Raw genomic sequence first — 17,256 nt, forward strand, 5'->3', positions numbered from 1 at the left:
GGTGGTAGCAGTCGCAGGCGGTGGCGGCAAGCGGTGTGACGATGGATTGCGGCGCACCCGCCCGCTGAAGCCCCGCTCTGTTAGAACACCACCGTTTCGCCAAGCAGTCCGACGCCGATCTCGCCGCCGTGCTCGCTCCGCAGGGCGTCGCAGAGGGCCCTCGATTTCTCGGGCTCTCCGTGCACCAGCCAGACCTTGGACTTGCTTCCGGTGGTGGCGTGAAAATAGTCCATGAGCTCCGAGTGATCCGCGTGTCCGGAAAACGAGTCGATCGCCTCGACCGCGGCGCGGACCTGGTGCTTTTTCCCGAAGATGTTCACCTCCTCACGACCATCGCGGATGAAGCGGCCGAGCGTGTTTTCGGCGCAGTAGCCGACGAAAAACACGGTGTTTTCCGGATCGCCGATGCCGTTTTTGAGGTGGTGCCGGATCCGCCCGGCTTCGCACATGCCGGAGGCGGCGATGATGATGCAGGCACCTTGGACCTGGTTGAGTTTTTTCGATTCATTGACCGCCCGGACCAGCCGCAGGCCCTCGAAAATAAAGGGATCGATGCCGTCATCGAACAGGAACTCGTAGACCTCCTCGTTGAAGCACTCCGGATGCAGCCGGAAAATCTCGGTCGCCCCGACCGCCAGCGGGCTATCGACGTAGACCGGCACGCGGGGTAGCCGCCCGTTGTGGAAAAGCCGGTTCAGCACGTAGAGCACCTGCTGGGTGCGCTCGACCGCGAAGGCCGGGATCATCACCTTGCCGCCGCGGTTCAGCGATCGCTCCAGAACCTCCGCCACGGCTTCGTCGGCCCCGGTTGGCGGCAACTCGTGCTCGCGTCCGCCGTAGGTGCTCTCCATGAGCAGGAAATCGACGTCCTTCACCGCCACCGGGTTGTTGAGGATCTCGTTTTGGCCGCGGCCGATATCGCCGGAGAAAAGAAAGCGCTTCCGTTTCCCGCCATCGTCGTGATCGGTCACTTCCAGCAGCACCTGCGCGGCGCCGAGGATGTGGCCGGCATCGAAAAAGGTCAGCGTCACGCCATCGGCGATCGGCATCGGCCGCTCGTAGCCCACCGTGACGAACTGCCGCAGGCAGCGTTCGGCATCCTCCTTGTGGTAGAGTGGCTCGACCGGGGGCAGGTGCTCCCGCTTGCGATGCTTGTTGAGCCATTCCACGTCCTGCTCCTGGATGTGGGCGCTGTCCGCCAGCATGATCGTGCACAGGTCGCGGGTGGCGAAGGTGGCGTAGATGTTGCCGGTGAAACCCTTGCGACTGAGGTTGGGCAGGTTCCCCGAGTGGTCGATGTGGGCGTGGGACAGCACGACCATGTCGATCTCGGCGGGGTCGAAGTACGGGAAGCAGCAGTTCACCTCGTAGGCGTCGTGACGCCGGCCCTGGTACAGGCCGCAATCGAGGAGGATCTTCTTGCCGTTGATCTCCAGCAGGTGCTGGGAGCCCGTGGTGGTGCCGGCCGCACCGCAGAACTTGAGTTTCACGCTACCAGCCTCGCGAGACGCGGGGTCGGTGCAAAGAAAGAAGGTGTCATGGTCCGGCCACCCGCCCTCGGCAACGCCGGCCGGGCACGCGCCATGCTGGGACCGCCGGACGAAGAACGTCGCGGGCGCCGCTCATCCCCGGGGCGGATCCGAAGTCCGTCCCGTACGACTGCGCCTAATCTTGCCGACCTTCATTTCCGCTGGCTAACCGGCCGATGCTTTGGAATTTTCCGGCAAACCCGGACGATCCTAGATTCCTAGATTTTTCACCCTGCCGATGCTCGATCCGAAACCGACCCGCACGCCCCTGCCGGAGTCCCTCCGCCAGCAGTTGGTGGACTATCGTCGGCAACTGTGGCGGACCAAGGTTTCGGAGGCCGTGTTCGCGGGCATTTTCGGACTGCTGCTGTCGTTCCTGCTGGTTTTCGCGATCGATCGCTTCTCCGCCACGCCGCCTGGGGTGCGGCTGGTCATCCTGCTCGCCGGCACCTCGCTTGCCGCCGTGTTCGCGCCGCTGTGGCTGCACCGCTGGGTGTGGCGGCATCGCGATCACGACCAGCTGGCCAAGTTGATTTCGCGCAAACATCCGGGCCTCGGCGACCGGCTGCTGGGCGTGATCGACCTGGCCAACCAGACCGAGAACGAGGACACGCTCTCGCCGCGCCTGCGGGCTGCGGCGATGGAATCGGTGGCCAGCGAAACGTCCACCCGCAAGCTCGACGACCTGCTGCCGCTCTCCCGTCACCGCCGCTGGTCGGTGGCGGTGATCCTGCTGTTCCTGATCGCCGGCGCGGCCCTGACGCTGGTCCCGGAAGCGGGCCTGAACTCACTCCGCCGCTGGCTGCTTCCGCTGGCGGAAACGCCGCGCTACACCTTCACCCAGCTCGAGCCCTTCGCCAACGAGGTCGCGGTGCCGATGGGTGAGGCGTTTTCCCTCGACTTCCACCTGACGGAAAAATCCCGCTGGCAGCCCGGCGACGGCACGGCCCGATACGGCTCGCAGGATCCCATCCACAGCCGGCTGGCCGACGGTGGGTATCGCTTCGAGTTCCCCGGGCAGTTGCAGCGGGATTTCGTGCGCGTCGAGATCGGCGATGCCATCCACAAGATCCTCGTCACGCCTTCGCTGCGTCCCACCATCACCCGCAGCGCGGCCACGCTCGATTACCCGGACTATCTCCAGCGGCCGCAGGAAAAGATCGCCCTCGCCACCGGCACGCTGCGCGCGGTGAAGGGCTCAAAAGTGAGTTTCTCGGTCGAGTCCGACCGTGCCCTGACCGCCGCCGTCGCCGGGCCGGTGGTGCCGCTTGAGGCTTCATCCGACCCACTCGATTCGCTGTCGGTGGCCGAAATGGAAATCCATGGTGCCGAGGCGACCACCTTGCCGATCGACGTCCGTGACACCTCGCTGCGGGTGCCCCTGCAATGGACCGATTCGCTGGGGCTTTCAGGTGCTTCGGGCTTCGAGCTGAGGATCGAGGCGGTGCCCGACGAATCGCCGACGGTCTACACCGAGGGCCTGTCCGGCACGCGGGCGATGCTGGCCACCGAGACGCTGGATTTCACCGCCACCGCCGCGGATGACTTCGGACTGCGGGAGATCGGCATCGAGTGGCAGGGAGAACCCTCCCACCCCGGCGCCGACGACCGCGCGGAGGGATCGCTGACCCTTCAGCAAGGCGCCCCGGACCTCGGCCGGGCCGGCGTCCCGGTCGCCTTTTCACCGGAGGCCTATGGGATCCGCCCGCAGAAGCTGACGATCCGCGTCTATGCCACCGACTACCTTCCCGATCGGGGCCGGGTCTACTCGCAGCCGCTCACGATTTACATCCTGACCCTCGAGGAGCATGCCCAGATGCTGAAGAACCGCTTCGACCGGGCAATCGGCGAGCTGGAGGACCTGGCGCGCCGCGAGCGCAATCTCTACGAGGAAAACCAGCGGCTCGAGCGCATGGATGCCGCGCAGCTCCGCAGTCCGGAGTCGCTGGAGCGCCTCAGCCAGCAGGAGGCGCAGGAAAACCAGCAGGCCCAGGCGACGAAGGAACTCGCCGACCAGATCGAGCAGCTGTTCAAGGACAGCGCGCGCAATGAAACCATCGATCCCGAGACCCTGCGACGGATGAGCGAGATGATGAAATCCCTGCGCGAACTCGGCCAGCAGGACCTGCCGAAGGTGGGTGGCAAGCTCGGCGAGGCTGGCGATGCGAAGAACACCGACGAGAAGAGCGAACGCGACATGCAGGAGGCGGTGGAGCAGCAGAAGGACGCGCTGGAGAAGATGCGCGAGACGATCGAGAACGCCAACGAAGCCAACCAGCGCTTCGAGGCGAGCACCTTCGTGAGCCGGCTGAAAAAGGCCGCGGGCGACCAGGATGGCGTGACGAAGTCCACGCTCTCGGGCTCCGAGCAGTTCGGCCTGCGGCCCGAGGAGCTGGATCCCGCTGATCTCGGCGACCTGCAGGACCTGCTGCGCCTCCAGTCCTCGACCACCTCGGACATCCGCTGGATCGAGGAGGACCTGGGCCACTTTTTCACCCGCACCCAGAACCCGGACTACGGCAAGGTGTTCGAGGCCATGCAGGGCTCCGGCATCCAGATCGCGCTGGAAACCATCCGCCAGCAGCTCGAGCGCAACCAGGGCTACCTGGCCGCGTCGAACTCGGACCAATGGGCCAACAAGCTGCGCGAGTGGGCGAAGCTGCTCGGTGACGCCGCCGACAAGGCCAACGGCGGCGGTGGAGGCGGCGGTGGAGGTTCATCCGAAGACGAAGACTTCGAGTTCATGCTGCGGGTGATGCGCATGGTGCAGGAGGAGCAGGACCTGCGGGCCCGCACCCGCGCGCTCGAGACGCTCCGCCGGTCCGTCCAACCCCACGAAACGCCATGAAATCCCTGTGGATCCTTGTTTCCCTGTGCCCCCTGCTCGCCCGCGCCGAGGAGGCCTCGCCGGACGCCTACGCGGAGGCGAAGCAGCGGCATCAGGAAAGTTCGCGCCGCTTGTCGGACTCCCAGGACGAGCTGGCCGCGGACGTGCAGCAGCTCACGATCGAGCAGACCGACGGCGAGGTGATCAAGCTCTTCAACGAGGTCGAAGAGGCCATGGACGAAGCCTCCGAGCGCCTGTGGGAGCACGAGACCGGAGGCGAGACGATCGCCGCCCAGACCGAGGTCATCGAAAAAATCTACCAAGCCGCCAAGAAGCGGCAGCAGCAGAAGCAATCCGGCGACGGCTCCGGTCAGGGCAGCGCGATGATGGACATGCTGGAGCGGCAGCTCGGCTTGAAGCCGGGGGGCCAGCCGCAGCAGAACGGCGAGGCCTCGCAGCAGGGTGATGGCGAGGGCATGACCGGCGACACCGACCTGGCCAACGGCGAAACCGGCGGGCCGATGAGCGGAGCTTCCGCCCGGCGCCGCGTGCCGAAGGGGGCCGGGGTGGCGGGAAAAAGCCTGCCCGCCGAATTCAATGATGCCCTCAAGGCCTACAACCGCGCCCTGCTGCGCCTGGAACCATGAGCGGGCTCCGGATTTCCCTACTGCTCGCCTGGGTGGGCGGACTGGCGACCCTCGACGCCCAGGTGATCCCCCGCCGGCCGAATGATCCGATCCCCGCCCAGCTCGAGTCGATGTACGAGCGGGGGCTGACCTACCTCGTCCGCAGCCAGAATGCCGAAGGCTCGTGGAACGACTCGATGGGGGGCGAGCCGGCCGTGGTGGGGCTCTGCCTGAAGGCCTTTCTCGCCCATGGCGACGACCCGAACCACGGGCCCTACGCGGAGACGATCGGCCGGTGCATCGACTACATCCTGTCCAACCAGAAGGACCGCAATGGCTACATCGGCAACTCGATGTACAACCACGGCTTCGCCACCCTGGCGCTGGCGGAGGCCTACGGGATGGTGGACAATCCCAAGATCGCGCCGGCCCTCCAGCAGGCGGTGGACCTGATTCTCTCCGCGCAGGAACGCAACCCGGCCGGGGCCTGGCGCTACTCGCCGGAAAGCCGCGATGCCGACACCACCGTCTCCGGCTGCCAGTTGGTCGCCCTGTTCGGGGCGCGAAACGCCGGCCTCGGAGTGCCGGAGGAGTCGATCCGCAAGGGACTGGCCTTCCTTTCCCGCTGCCGCGGCGAGGACGGGTCCTATGGCTACACCTCGGCTGGCGGAGGCAAGCCGACGCTCACCGCCATCGGCGTGCTGTGCCTCTCGCTGGCCAAGGAGGAAGGAGGAAAGGCGTTCGACAAAAGCGTCGATTACCTGGGTGAGAACCTCGATTACCGCGACCAGCACTACCCATATTATTTCGAATACTACATGTCCCAGGCCCTATTCCAATCCAGCGACGACCTGTGGAACCAATGGAATGACAAAAACCTCCGCTACCTCGCCGTGCTGCAGCGCACCGATGGCTCCTGGCCCGGCGACAAGGGCGAGGCCTTCAGCACTGCCGGCGCCCTGCTGTCCCTGGCGCTCAACTACCGCTACCTCCCGATCTACGAGAAATGACGTACTTCCCGACGTTCATCCGCCTGCTTCCGTGGCTGGCCGGCATCGCCGCCGCGGAGCCGACGGACCTGCTGCGCCTGTCCGACGGCAGTCTGGAGGGGCACTTTGCCGGCATCGACCGCGGAGGCATGCTGCACTGGAGCCGCGACGACGCCGGGCGCGAGCTGGAGTTCCGGCTGGACAAGGTGCGCCACATCGCGCTGCGCGGGGCGCAGCCCTCGGAGATCACGGCCGATCTTTCCCACGTGAGCCTCGTCAATGGCGACCGGCTGCCGGGCAGGATCGCGTCGCTGGACGACCGGCGGCTCGAACTTGCGACGGACTTCGCCGGCACGCTCGAGATTCCGCGATCCAGCATCGAATCGCTCAAACCCAATCCCTTCGGCGGGCGCCTGATCTATGCCGGCCCGTTCGATGGCGATGGCTGGGAAACGATCGATCCCCAATCCGACGATCCTGAACGCTACGACGACGACGAGGATGGCGAGCGCGCCGCGAAGGGGCCCACCTGGCGCCGCTCCGGCGGCTATTGGTATTACACCGGCGGCGCGGAGGCCCTCCGGCGTCAGGTCGGCCTGCCGCGCAAGTCGGTGTTCCGTTTCCACCTCGACTGGAAATCGCGGGCCCCGCTCTCGATCGGGTTTTTCGCCGACTTCGCCGTCCCCCCCGCGGCGGAGGACGTGCCGGCAGAGGCCGACCAGCCGCCCCCGCGGCGCCCCGACCTTTCCACCGCCGCCTTTGGCAACTCGCTGGTGCTGACGCTGCGCAGCAGCTACGTGACGCTCCAACGCTGCGGCTACGACGCGGAGTCCGGCGCGTTTTCCCGGATGGTCCAGACCACGGCGACCACGGTGCGCTTTGAGAATCACCAGTCCGCGGACTTCGAGCTTCGCTCCGATCTCGATGAGGGCACGGTCACCTTGTTCGTCGATGGTTCCTACGCGCTCCAGTGGAACGTGGCGGATGACCTCGACGGCGCGGATCTCGGCAGCGGGATCGGTTTCCTGGTGCCGGGCAACCCCGATGCGATGCGCCTCTCGGACATCCTGATCGCCGAGTGGAACGGCATGCCGGATGCCGCCCGCAGCCTGCGGCACCCGGAGCGCGACCTCGTGCTGCTGACCAACGGGACCGACCGGTTTTCCGGGAAAATCACCGGCATCGCCGGCGGGCAGCTCTCGCTCGCCGGCTCCTATGCCGACCTGACGGTGCCGCTGGACCAGGTCGCGGAAGTCCACTTCGCCCCCCATGAGCAGGCCGAGCCGGCAAGCGGGGCGGACGATCCGGTGAAGATCCTGTTTCAACCGGTGGGCCGGATCAGCGGTGAGATCACCGAAGCGGATGCCACCCGCGCCGTGGTGCGCTCGCCGCTGCTCGGCGAATTGCAGGTCGGGCTGGCCGGTGCGTCCTTGCTCGAATTCAAACAGGAGGGACAATTCCTCAGCAATTGGGACGACGATCTATGACCGCACGCGCGCTTCTGCTTACCACGCTGCTGGCCAGCGGCCCGCTGCCGGCGGACCAGGTTTCGCTGGCGGACGGTGGCGGCCTTACCGGCGAGGTGGCGGCCTTGGATGCCGCGTCGCTGACGCTTCGCTCGCCGCTGGCCGTGGAGCCGCTGGAGATCCGCCTCGACCGTGTCCGGGAGGTACTTTTCCCCCAGTCCACCACCGCCCGGATCAGCTCCCACGAGGCGCGGCTCGAGCTGGTGAACGGCGACCGCATGCCCTGTGACGTGCGATCGATCGGGCCGGAAACCGTGGCCATCACCACCGGCTATTCCGATCCGCTCCAGGTCCGGCGCAGCTCCATCCAGGTCATGCAGCTCGGCATCCGGCCGCGCCGGATGATCTATCAGGGACCGAGCGAGGACGACTGGAACCTCAGCAGTGCTTGGAAACTCGAGGACGGTGCGCTGGTGTCGCAGAAACCCGGTGCCGCCGTGCTCAAGCCCGGCAAGTTGCCCGCTTCGTTCTCGCTGGAGTTCGAGCTGGCGTGGGACGGCCTGCCGAACCTGGAAGTTTACCTCTGTTCCGGCACGGAAACCCCGGGCCGGAGCAAGGACAACCGCTACCGCCTGCGGGTCCGCAACACACGGGTGGAGCTGGACCGCCAGAGCACTGGCGTGAACACCTTCCAGCCGCTCGGCCACGCGCCGATTCGGCTTTCCGATGATCCCAATCACCGCGCCACCTTCGAGGTCCGGGTGGATCGGGCGAACCGCAAGCTGCAGCTGCTGGTGAATGGCGAACCCGCGCTCCGCGAAATGACCGACCCGGTCGATGCCCCGGAGGACTCGATCGTGATCTTCCAGTCCCTCAACAACGATCCGGGTACCCTGGAGGTCGGGCCGGTCATGATCCGCGCATGGAATCCCGCCCGGGAGCGCGATTCCCGCGAAGAGCGCGGCGACGGCGAGGAGGACGCGCTGATCGACATCGACGGCCAGCGTTTCAGCGGTCAGCTGATCGGCACGCAGGAGGGCGGTGAGGGTTCGGTCATCCTCTTCAAGAGCCCTCATTTTCCGGAGCCGCTCGAGATCCCGCTCGACCGGGTGACGACGGTGTTTTTCCGCTCCCCGGAGGAAAGCCCGCCGCGCTCGGCGCTGCTGGTGGGGCTGCCGGATGCCGGACTGCTGAGCGCCACCGGCTGCGTGTTCGAGGGCGACCGCGCGCGCATCGACCACCCGCTGCTGGGGCGTTTCACCGCCCGTCGCGATGCCCTTCGCGCCCTGGCCCGCCGGCAGTCGGCGAAAAAGGCGGACCCCGACGATGAGGAGGCGTCCGAAGAGCCATGATCGCCGCCCTTCTTGCCCTCGTGGCGGCAGCGGGATCCGCCAATCCGATGACCGCCCAGTTCGCCAATGGAGACCAGGTCCACGGGGAGCTGCGCTCGATTTCCGACAGCCGCTTCGGCTGGCAGGCGGACTGGCTGGGCAAGGCCGCCGAGTTCGTGCTCGACGACCTGAACGAGATCCGCATTCCCACCGCCCGCGAGGCCGCCCTTCCGGAGGGAGAGCACACCGCGCGGGTGATTCTAAGCAATGGCGACCAGCTGCGCGGAGTGCTGCGCGCGCTCGACGATGAAAAGGTGATCCTGCGGACGCAGTACGCGGGCGACCTCACGCTGCGGCGGGACATGGTGGCCAGCCTCGACATCCGCGACCGCGCCGTGACCCTTTTCCGTGGCCCGTCCAGCATGGAGGGCTGGACCTTGACCGACGAAAAATCCTGGGACTATGCCGATGGCGCGCTGGTGTGCCGCGGCTCCGGCGGGATCCGGCGAGATGTGGGACGGCACCAGAAGATCAGCGTTTCCCTGGACATCACCTGGAACGAGCGCACCGACCTGAGCCTGCGGACCCACGGCAAGCCGGGCAAGGACAAGGACGGCGAGTTGGAGACCTTCTACGAACTCGCCTGCCAGAACCAGTATATCTCGTTCCGCAAACGCATTCATCTTCCCGGCGGTCGCCGGACCCAGATCCAGCCGATCGGCTCCGTCGGCGCGGTGGATGATCTGAATCGCGAGGGTGTCGTTCGCCTGGAGATGCAGCAGGATATCGAAAAGGGCGTCTTCCGCCTGATTATCGGCGATCGGGTGGTCTCCGACTGGCGCGACAATGATCCGGATGCCGGCGACTTCGGGCCTTTCCTCGAGCTGCGGAGCCAGCAATCCGCCGGCACGCGGGTCAGCCGCATCCAGGTGGAAAGCTGGGACGGCATCCTTGAAGGCGGGTTCCAGACCCGGCGGAACTTCATGGGCGATGCGGAACCCGAGGAACCGGAGCCCGAGGATTTCGGGAGCAAGATCCTCCTCCGCAACGGCGACGCGGTGGAAGGCGGCATCCGCGAAATCGAGGACGGCATGGTGACCGTTCACTCCGAGCTGAAGGACTTCTCGCTCCCGGTCTCCCGGCTGCGGACCTTCGCGCTGAGATCCGAGGACGACGCAAAGGATCCGGAGAAATTCTGGAAGCCGATCCGGCGGAACGGCGACATCCGCGCCTGGTTCGCGGATGGGGGCGCGGTGACCTTCCGGCTGGACTCCTTTGAAAACGGAGAGCTGACGGGAACCTCGCAGACCTTCGGGACGGCCACGTTCGACTTCTCCGTGTTTTCCAGGATCGAGTTCAACCTCTACCGCACCCCCTCCTGGTTCGCGCGCTGACGCCCCCATGTTCCATCCCTACCAACTGCTCGCGGGTTTTGTCTTCGGCACCATCGGCTGGGGCATCTGGCGCTACGGCCGGTCGCTCGACCGCTGGAAGCCGAAGGTCATCGGCGTGGCCCTGATGGGCTATCCTTACCTGATCACTAACGTCATCTGGCTATGGGTCATCGGCGTCGCCCTGCTGGTGCTGTTCTTTTTCCAGCATGATGACTGAGACGCGCGTCAGTCCGCTTTCTCCCCCGGCGCGTAGACGGCGAGGTCCCAGAGGGACAGTCCGTATCGGGTCGCCCTTTGAAGCCCCACCACCCGCAGGTAGCGGCAGCTGACCGGAGCGAACGGCACGAGGTCCTCACCGCCGTCGCCGTCGGTCACGTGGGCGGCGATCTTCCAGCTCTTGCCGTTGACCGAGGTCTCGATGCGATACTCCGGCGCATAGGCGGCCTCCCACGAGAGTTCGACCGAGCCGACCTTTTTCGGCGAACCGAGATCCACGGCGATCCATTGCTGGTCCGCGTATTCCGAGGACCACCGGGTGGACGGATCCCCATCGACGGCATTGGCCGCCGCGTGGTCCTTGACGCTCGACGCCTTCGCCGGCCGGTTCAGGGCAAGGTTCCGGGAGGCGGCGTGGGTATAGTCGTGGATGTCGGGCAGGTCGGTCACCCGGCCCTGCCGGTAGAGTTTTCGCGCTACGTTCCAGCCATCCACGAGGACCTGGGTGGTGCGGGGATCGACGCCGTCCGGGTAATCGATCCGGATCGATCGCGCTTCTCCCGGAAGCAGCGAGATGAAGTTGTCGCTGTAAAAGGCAGGCCGGACCGGTTTCCCATCGCGCGAGTCCTGGAGCCGGACCCAGACCATGAAGGCGAGACCCTTCGACGGATTCGCGACGTCGATCCGAGCGAACGGGCGCCCCTTCTCCTCACCCTGCGTCAGCTGGGTTTCCAGCTCGACTTTCGGCAGCTCCGACAAGTCGCCGAAGCCGGCGAAAAGCGGCCCCGTCCAAGTACGGCCGGGCTCGTACTTCTGGTTCGAGCGCCAGTAGAAGTTCTCCGAGACCATCTTTCCCGTCCGGTCGCGCAGCTCGAGCTTGATGAAGTGGACCGGCGACAGGTTTTCCGGCAGTTCCACCTGCTGAACCCCGGCGAGAAAACGGTCCGGCGGCAGGTCGAAGCGGGTCGTCTTGTGATACACTTCCGACATGTCGAAGTTGAGGATTCGGGCATCCAGCGACAAGCCGCGGAATGCATGCGGCAGTTCGTTGTTCACCGAGACCGTATTCTTGATGAAATCATACTGCGCATGAACGGGCTCATGGGCATTCTGGCTGAAATACAGGCCGGCGGTGGGCTCCAGCGACCAATCCCACATCCGCCCGCACACCTGCGGGTTCGGGCTGTTCAGATACCAGAACAGCAGTCCGGTGCTGAAGCGGTCGCCATCCTCGAAGCGGTTGGCGTTCCAGCATTCCCAGATGGCCTTGTGGACGAGTCCCCCATACATCTGCGCCTTGTAGGCATACTCTTCGATGCTCGCTGAGCGACCGTATTGGTTCGTGCAGTTCCGGTAGGCCTTCGTCATGCCGTGGAAACCGCCGCCGTCAAGGTAGTCCCAGGTCCGGGTATCGATCGGCCACAGCTCGGACTCGGGCATCATCTCCCGCAGGGCATCAATGGTCGGCAGGATCGGGGCACCGTATTCCGGGCACAGCCCGTGGATGCGGCTGCCGCGCGGCGAGGCGGTATCCTCGTAATACCACATCGGATTCACGGAAACGTAGGGGCTGCCGTCGTGGATGCCGTCGATCTCCGAGGCCGCCTGGTAATCGCGCGTCCCGTCCAGTTCATCCAGCAGGTCCTCGATCGGGACGATGGTGGTGGCCGTCCGCTCATTGGCGGAGACGTAGTAGGCGAGGCTGGGATGATTGCGGATGCGCTTGACGGTGTCGGCGACGTTGGCCCGGTAAAGCTCGGTATCCGCGGGCAGCTCGGTGTTTCCCGTGAGCCAGAACTCCGCCCAGACGAGGATGCCCATTTCGTCGCAGAGTTCGAAAAAACGATCGGACTCGGTGACGCCGCCGCCCCAGAAGCGGAGGAAGTTCACCCCGGCCTGGCGCGTGTAGCGCAGCTCGGCCTCGGTGCGCGCGTCGCTGGTGCGGCACATCGCCTCGGGGATCCAGTTCGCTCCGTGAAGAAACAACCGTTTTCCGTTCACATAGAAAACCCGGCTCTTGTCCGGCGTGTTGCGGTCGGTGCGGATGTCGCGGATGCCGAAGCGTGTGGCGACCTCGTCGGAGACCGAGCCATCCTGAGTGAAGCGGACGGTCAGATGATAGAGCGGTTGGTCGCCCTTGTTGAAGGGCCACCAGAGCTTCGGCTTGCGGATCACCAGGTCAGGGAAAATGCCCGGCCGGAAGGTGAGCGTGCGGGTTTCATGGGGATCCAGGCTTACCGCCTGGCGCAGGTGGATGTCCCCCTCGGCGATGTGCGCACTCAAGGTGCCGGCCTGTCTTTCTGCCGTGGCATTGGTCACCTCGACCGAGATCGTTTCCGAGGCCGAAGATGTGGAAGGCAAGGGCAGCGAACTTTTCACGAACGGATGCCTCAGGGTCACGGGGCCGGTAGCGAACAGTTTCACGTCCCGCCAGATGCCCGTGTTGCGGTCGCGGATGCCATCGTCGAAGGTGAAGTCCCACCCGGCGGTCATCAGCATCGTGGTGTAGCGGCCGATCTTGCCGTCGGCACCGTTCGCGTTCTCGTTCGAGGCGTTACCACCGGCATGGGTGGGAGAGGAGAAGCCATTGGGCGGATCGATCGGGTGCACGAGCACCGCCAGCGCATGTTGGTCGCTGCCCGGCGTCACCAACTCGGTGATATCATAAACCCCGCGCTGGAACATGCCGGCGAGCTGGCCCACCTGCCGACCGTTCACCCAGACGTCCGCCTGGTAGTTCACGCCCTCCAGCTCCAGCCAGACCCGCCGGCCGGCATATGATTGCGGAACGCTGAACGGGGTGCGGAACCAATAGGTGTAATGGTCGGCTCCCACGTCGGAGATATCGGGAATCAGGTTGCGACCACGATCATTGTTGCGGCCGAAATAAGGGTCGGGATAGACGCCATTGGCAACGAGGCTGTGGAGCACGGTGCCGGGCACGATCGCCGGCTGCCAGCCCGCCGGCGAAAAACCGGGCATCGAGACTTTCCGGCCGCCTTCCGTGTCGCCGGCGCGCTCCATTTTCCAATCGAACGATCCGCCGTGCCCGGCCGTGGATTCCAGGGTGATCTCCCCCCGCCCATCCCCGGCCATGGCGGTTGCAATTCCCAACAGCCACGCAGTACCCGCGACGATGGGGAGGAGATGATGATGGGTCAGGAAGCGCCCGGCCGCCATGATAATGATGATATAAATATTGAGAATTCAGTGAAGCCCATGCCGGCGCCGACGGCGGATCGCCAGCAAGCCCAGCCCGCTGGCGAGGGAGAGAACCGAAGGTTCCGGCACCGAGACGGACTCAAGCAGGCTGGTATCGGAGATGCGGATTTCGTCCCACTGATAGACGATGTCTCCACTGGCATTGGGCGTGTAGCCGAAAAGCAACAAACTCGACATGGAACCGACCGCCCCACCGGTTGCCGTTCCCCGCCAGGCCACGCCGGTCGCCGCCTCGGTATCGGTGGCGGCCGCGTTGAGAGTGGCGGCATCCAGGGAACCGTAGAAATTGCCCAGTTGCGCCTCGTTCAGCACCCAGGCCGAAGTGGTTTGGGCGGTGGCGCTGAACTCGAACAGCATCACATAGGTCTGGCCGTCCACCAGCGACACGGTAGGCAGCGGGGTCCCCGATCCCTCGGCGCGGAGGTTCGGGCCCTCGATTCCGTTGGAGCTGTTGTAGCCGTTGCCCGACCACACGAAGGAGGCGCTGTTGTCATTATCGCCCGGCGAGCCGACTCCGATCCCGCCCACGGTTCTCGCGTTCGAAGCCGCCAGCGTGGTATTGAAAAGATAGCTGCCATACAGCGTGGTGGTCGGCAGCGGCGCGCTCAGCTCCACCGAAGCCTGCTTGCCGGAGGTGGTCACCAGATTCAGCGCCAAGCTGCCTCCTTGGTTGGCGACGCCGGTCATCGACAGGCTGGTGGCCTGGTTTTTGAAAAACCCGGAGCCTGACCAGTTCCCGGTGAGGCCGAGTCCGGTGGCGGCGTTGCCGAAAAGGTCGGTGCCGGTGTAGCCGGTGAAACTTTCGTTCACCAAAACCGCTGCATGGGCTGCGGCGGAAAAACCCAGCAAGGGAATCAGAATGCGGGAGGGTATCATGTTCATGGTTCTTTTTTGTTTTTTGGGGGAAGGAAGGTGGATTGCCTGCGACTCGGTGGGCACTCACTCCGGGAGGGCGATCCGGTAGAAGGCCTTGCCCGCGGGCGCCGACTCATCGACATAACTGCCGGAGGTTTCGCCGGTTGAGAGCGGCTGGAAATGATCGAGCCCGAAAGTGGAGCGTTCGATGGTTACCGGCTGCCCGCCGGACTTGTAGGTGATCGTGAAGGCGCCCGGTCCTCCGGATACGCCGGTGATTTCCAGATCAGGTGGCAGCGGCGGTCCTACCACGGCATCGAGCAGGCCGGAGTCCGAGATGCGGATCTCATCCCATGTGAAAATGATATCCCCGTCGGCATTCGGCGTATAACCGAACAACAGGAGATGAGTCATCGGATCCACCGCGGGGCCGGGCTCGATGAAGCCGGTCCAGGCGACGCCGGTCGGGTCCTCGGTGTTGGTTGGCGCGGCATTCAGGGTTTCGGCATCAAGTGAGTTGTGGAAATTCGCCAGCTGCGCTTCGTTCAGCACCCAGGCCGAAGTCGTGCCTTCGGCACCGTTGAACTCGAACAACATGAGGTAGGTCTGCCCATCGACCAGGGACATCGCGGGCAGCAGCGTGCCGAATCCTTCGGAACGAATGTTCGGGCCCTCGACCGAATTGGCGCTGTTGTAGCCGTTTCCCGACCATGCGAACGAAGCGGAGTTATCATTGTCGCTCGCTGCCCCCACGCCGATTCCCCCCACGGTCCTGGCATTGGAAGCCGGCAACGTGGTGCTGAAAAGATAGCAGCCGTAGAGCATGGTGCTTGGCAGCGGGCTCGCCAGCTCCACCGCGCTGGTTTTTCCGGCGACGGTTACCAGGTTGATGGCCACGCTTCCTCCCGAGGATCCGACCCCCGCCATGCTGAGGCTGGTCGGCTGGTTCTTGAAGTAGCCGGATCCGTTCCAACTGCCGGTCAGTCCCAGTCCGGTCGCCGCACTGCCGGACAAGTTCTCAGCGGTGTAGCCGGTGAAGGATTCGTTGACGAGGATATCGGCGCGCAGGCCGGTCGCGAGGACCAGCCACAAGGCGGATCGAACGAGCGTTCGGTCGGGCTTCATGGGTTGGAAGGGTTTTGGAGGGTTTGGTGACAGCACTTCTGCACGGGCAGCGGAAGCCGAGGCACTGGAAAGGAATGATTGCGGACGGCGAATCCTTAGCAGGATGATCCGAAAGATCGGCGCGGCACCGCCTTTCGGGAGGTGGGGAGGATGTCCGGGACTTCTCGAAACCGACCTCTGCCTCCCGCAGATCCGATGAGCTGGACAAGGCCGGCATTTTCGCTGGCTCCGTCCGCTCCGCCCGCCGATGGTGTCCGCCATGTCCGACATCCGCATCACGCTCCACACCGACAAGGGCGACATCGACGCCACTTTGTTCGCCGACAAGGCCCCGCTCACCGTCGCCAATTTCCTCAATCTCGCCAAAAGCGGCTACTACGATGGCGTCGCCTTCCACCGGGTCATCGACCGCTTCATGATCCAAGGCGGCGACCCGACGGGTACCGGCCGGGGAGGTCCGGGCTACAAGTTCGCGGACGAGTTCCATCCCGACCTCAAGCACACCAAGCCCGGCATGTTCTCGATGGCCAACGCCGGACCCGGCACCAATGGCTCCCAGTTCTTCATCACCCTCGTTCCGACCCCCTTCCTCGACAACCGCCACTCCGTGTTCGGCGAAGTCACCGGCGGTCAGGACGTCGTATCCTCGATCATCGGCAAGACCAACACCGGCGAGCCCGGCTGCAAGGCCGACCCCGCCGGCAAGGGGGACGCCATCCGCTCGATCACCATCCATGACGACCCGAGCGACCTCTTCGAGCTGAAGAAAGACCATGTCGAACACTGGAACTCGATCCTTTCGAAGTAAGGCGACCCTACGCGATTTGGGGTATTCTTAGGATTTCCAAAATATCTTGAGTCTTTTTCGGCCCCGGGGTTTTCGCCGCCCCGGGGCCGAATCATTTTGGATAACCTACTCATTTTCAGAATACGGCGATCTTTTCCTCAATGATCGACCATCCTACGCGATCGCGTAGGATGATGAAGTGGGGTTGAATATCCGGGCGCTCGGATGGCAAGTTCCGCCCAGTTGTTCGGCCCTCCCCCGGGTCCTTCACCCTCCCCCTGACCCCCACCCCCCTACATGAAAGCTGCACTGATCCTTTGTGGATTGGCTTGCGCCGTGACCACGGCCCTCGCCCGCCCCCAAGCGAATGTTTCCAGCCAGACCTCCTCCGCGGCCATGGTGGAAACGAATTCCCCCTACGATTCCATCATCCTGCACGATGGCACCAACTGGACCCTGGTTCCCCAGGGTGCCCTGCTCCACGTTCCGGAAGGAATGCTCGAACACATCGTGGATCGTCCCCTCGGCAACATGATGTCGTGGAAGGAGTTCCTTGATCGCAATCAAGCCTGGCTGGGCGCCGAATCGGTCACCCTCCGCCAGGCGGAAGGCAGCGAGGCGATCCACGCCAGCCGCATCGACTATCTCCACCGCCAAGCCCGCATGATCGTGGCCGTGTGCCCCGACGCGCCGGTGGTGGTGTCCGCCCCCGATCCCGGCGATCTGCCGCAAACCGCGCAAATGCGCTGACCCACCCCGGTCTCAATTTCGGAGCACCGGCCGGGCGCTCGGGCGTTTTTGCACAGCCCCTTGCCCGGACATCCGGCCGGTCTCCGCCCTCTTCTCCAGTCCGCAGTGGACCTCTCGGACGAGGCGTGCATGCTCCCGC

13 protein-coding genes are annotated in these 17,256 nt (G+C 65.0%); 9 read left to right on the forward strand and 4 right to left on the reverse strand.

Going from position 1 to position 17,256, the window contains the following annotated elements; all coding sequences use genetic code 11:
* Positions 1–80: 80 nt before the first annotated feature.
* Positions 81–1,490 (reverse strand): MBL fold metallo-hydrolase RNA specificity domain-containing protein, encoded by a 1,410-nt coding sequence (locus ABXH26_RS13115; protein ID WP_353567527.1) that lies wholly within the window; start codon positions 1,488–1,490, stop codon positions 81–83.
* A 277-nt stretch (positions 1,491–1,767) separates the two neighbouring features.
* On the opposite strand from ABXH26_RS13115, the gene ABXH26_RS13120 reads away from it, so the two are divergent.
* From ABXH26_RS13120 to ABXH26_RS13150, 7 genes are read left to right on the forward strand one after another with little or no spacing between them, the layout of a single operon-like run.
* A complete protein-coding gene (locus tag ABXH26_RS13120; RefSeq protein WP_353567528.1) occupies positions 1,768–4,377 on the forward strand; it encodes a hypothetical protein in 2,610 nt (869 codons plus the stop codon).
* Positions 4,374–5,003 (forward strand): hypothetical protein, encoded by a 630-nt coding sequence (locus ABXH26_RS13125; RefSeq protein WP_353567529.1) that lies wholly within the window; start codon positions 4,374–4,376, stop codon positions 5,001–5,003. The genes ABXH26_RS13120 and ABXH26_RS13125 overlap by 4 nt, the downstream gene beginning before the upstream one ends.
* Positions 5,000–5,992 (forward strand): prenyltransferase/squalene oxidase repeat-containing protein, encoded by a 993-nt coding sequence (locus ABXH26_RS13130; protein ID WP_353567530.1) that lies wholly within the window; start codon positions 5,000–5,002, stop codon positions 5,990–5,992. The genes ABXH26_RS13125 and ABXH26_RS13130 overlap by 4 nt, the downstream gene beginning before the upstream one ends.
* A complete protein-coding gene (locus ABXH26_RS13135; protein ID WP_353567531.1) occupies positions 5,989–7,458 on the forward strand; it encodes a hypothetical protein in 1,470 nt (489 codons plus the stop codon). Before ABXH26_RS13130 ends, ABXH26_RS13135 begins: the two co-directional genes overlap by 4 nt.
* A complete protein-coding gene (locus ABXH26_RS13140) occupies positions 7,455–8,789 on the forward strand; it encodes a hypothetical protein (RefSeq protein ID WP_353567532.1) in 1,335 nt (444 codons plus the stop codon). Before ABXH26_RS13135 ends, ABXH26_RS13140 begins: the two co-directional genes overlap by 4 nt.
* Positions 8,786–10,162, forward strand: a complete 1,377-nt coding sequence (locus ABXH26_RS13145) for a hypothetical protein (RefSeq protein WP_353567533.1) — start codon at positions 8,786–8,788, stop codon at positions 10,160–10,162. The genes ABXH26_RS13140 and ABXH26_RS13145 overlap by 4 nt, the downstream gene beginning before the upstream one ends.
* Positions 10,163–10,169: 7 nt before the next feature.
* Positions 10,170–10,379 (forward strand): hypothetical protein, encoded by a 210-nt coding sequence (locus ABXH26_RS13150; protein WP_353567534.1) that lies wholly within the window; start codon positions 10,170–10,172, stop codon positions 10,377–10,379.
* Positions 10,380–10,387: 8 nt separating this feature from the next.
* On the opposite strand, the gene ABXH26_RS13155 is transcribed toward ABXH26_RS13150, so the two are convergent.
* The 3 genes from ABXH26_RS13155 to ABXH26_RS13165 are packed head-to-tail and all read right to left on the reverse strand — an operon-like array spanning position 10,388 to position 15,580.
* Positions 10,388–13,558: a glycosyl hydrolase 2 galactose-binding domain-containing protein gene (locus tag ABXH26_RS13155; RefSeq protein ID WP_353567535.1), complete on the reverse strand. Its 3,171-nt coding sequence runs from the start codon at positions 13,556–13,558 to the stop codon at positions 10,388–10,390.
* Between the two features lie 27 nt (positions 13,559–13,585).
* Positions 13,586–14,482, reverse strand: a complete 897-nt coding sequence (locus tag ABXH26_RS13160; protein WP_353567536.1) for a hypothetical protein — start codon at positions 14,480–14,482, stop codon at positions 13,586–13,588.
* Positions 14,483–14,539: 57 nt separating this feature from the next.
* Positions 14,540–15,580, reverse strand: coding sequence for a hypothetical protein (locus tag ABXH26_RS13165; protein WP_353567537.1), 1,041 nt, complete (start codon positions 15,578–15,580; stop codon positions 14,540–14,542).
* Between the two features lie 259 nt (positions 15,581–15,839).
* Here ABXH26_RS13165 and ABXH26_RS13170 point away from each other — a divergent pair, with 259 nt between their 5' ends.
* Positions 15,840–16,388, forward strand: coding sequence for a peptidylprolyl isomerase (locus ABXH26_RS13170; RefSeq protein WP_353567538.1), 549 nt, complete (start codon positions 15,840–15,842; stop codon positions 16,386–16,388).
* A gap of 276 nt (positions 16,389–16,664) precedes the next feature.
* Positions 16,665–17,117: a hypothetical protein gene (locus ABXH26_RS13175; protein ID WP_353567539.1), complete on the forward strand. Its 453-nt coding sequence runs from the start codon at positions 16,665–16,667 to the stop codon at positions 17,115–17,117.
* The last annotated feature ends 139 nt before the right edge of the window (positions 17,118–17,256 follow it).

Origin of the sequence: Haloferula sargassicola, assembly GCF_040362925.1 — a bacterium.
GTDB classification, from domain to species: Bacteria; Verrucomicrobiota; Verrucomicrobiia; order Verrucomicrobiales; family Akkermansiaceae; genus Haloferula; species Haloferula sargassicola.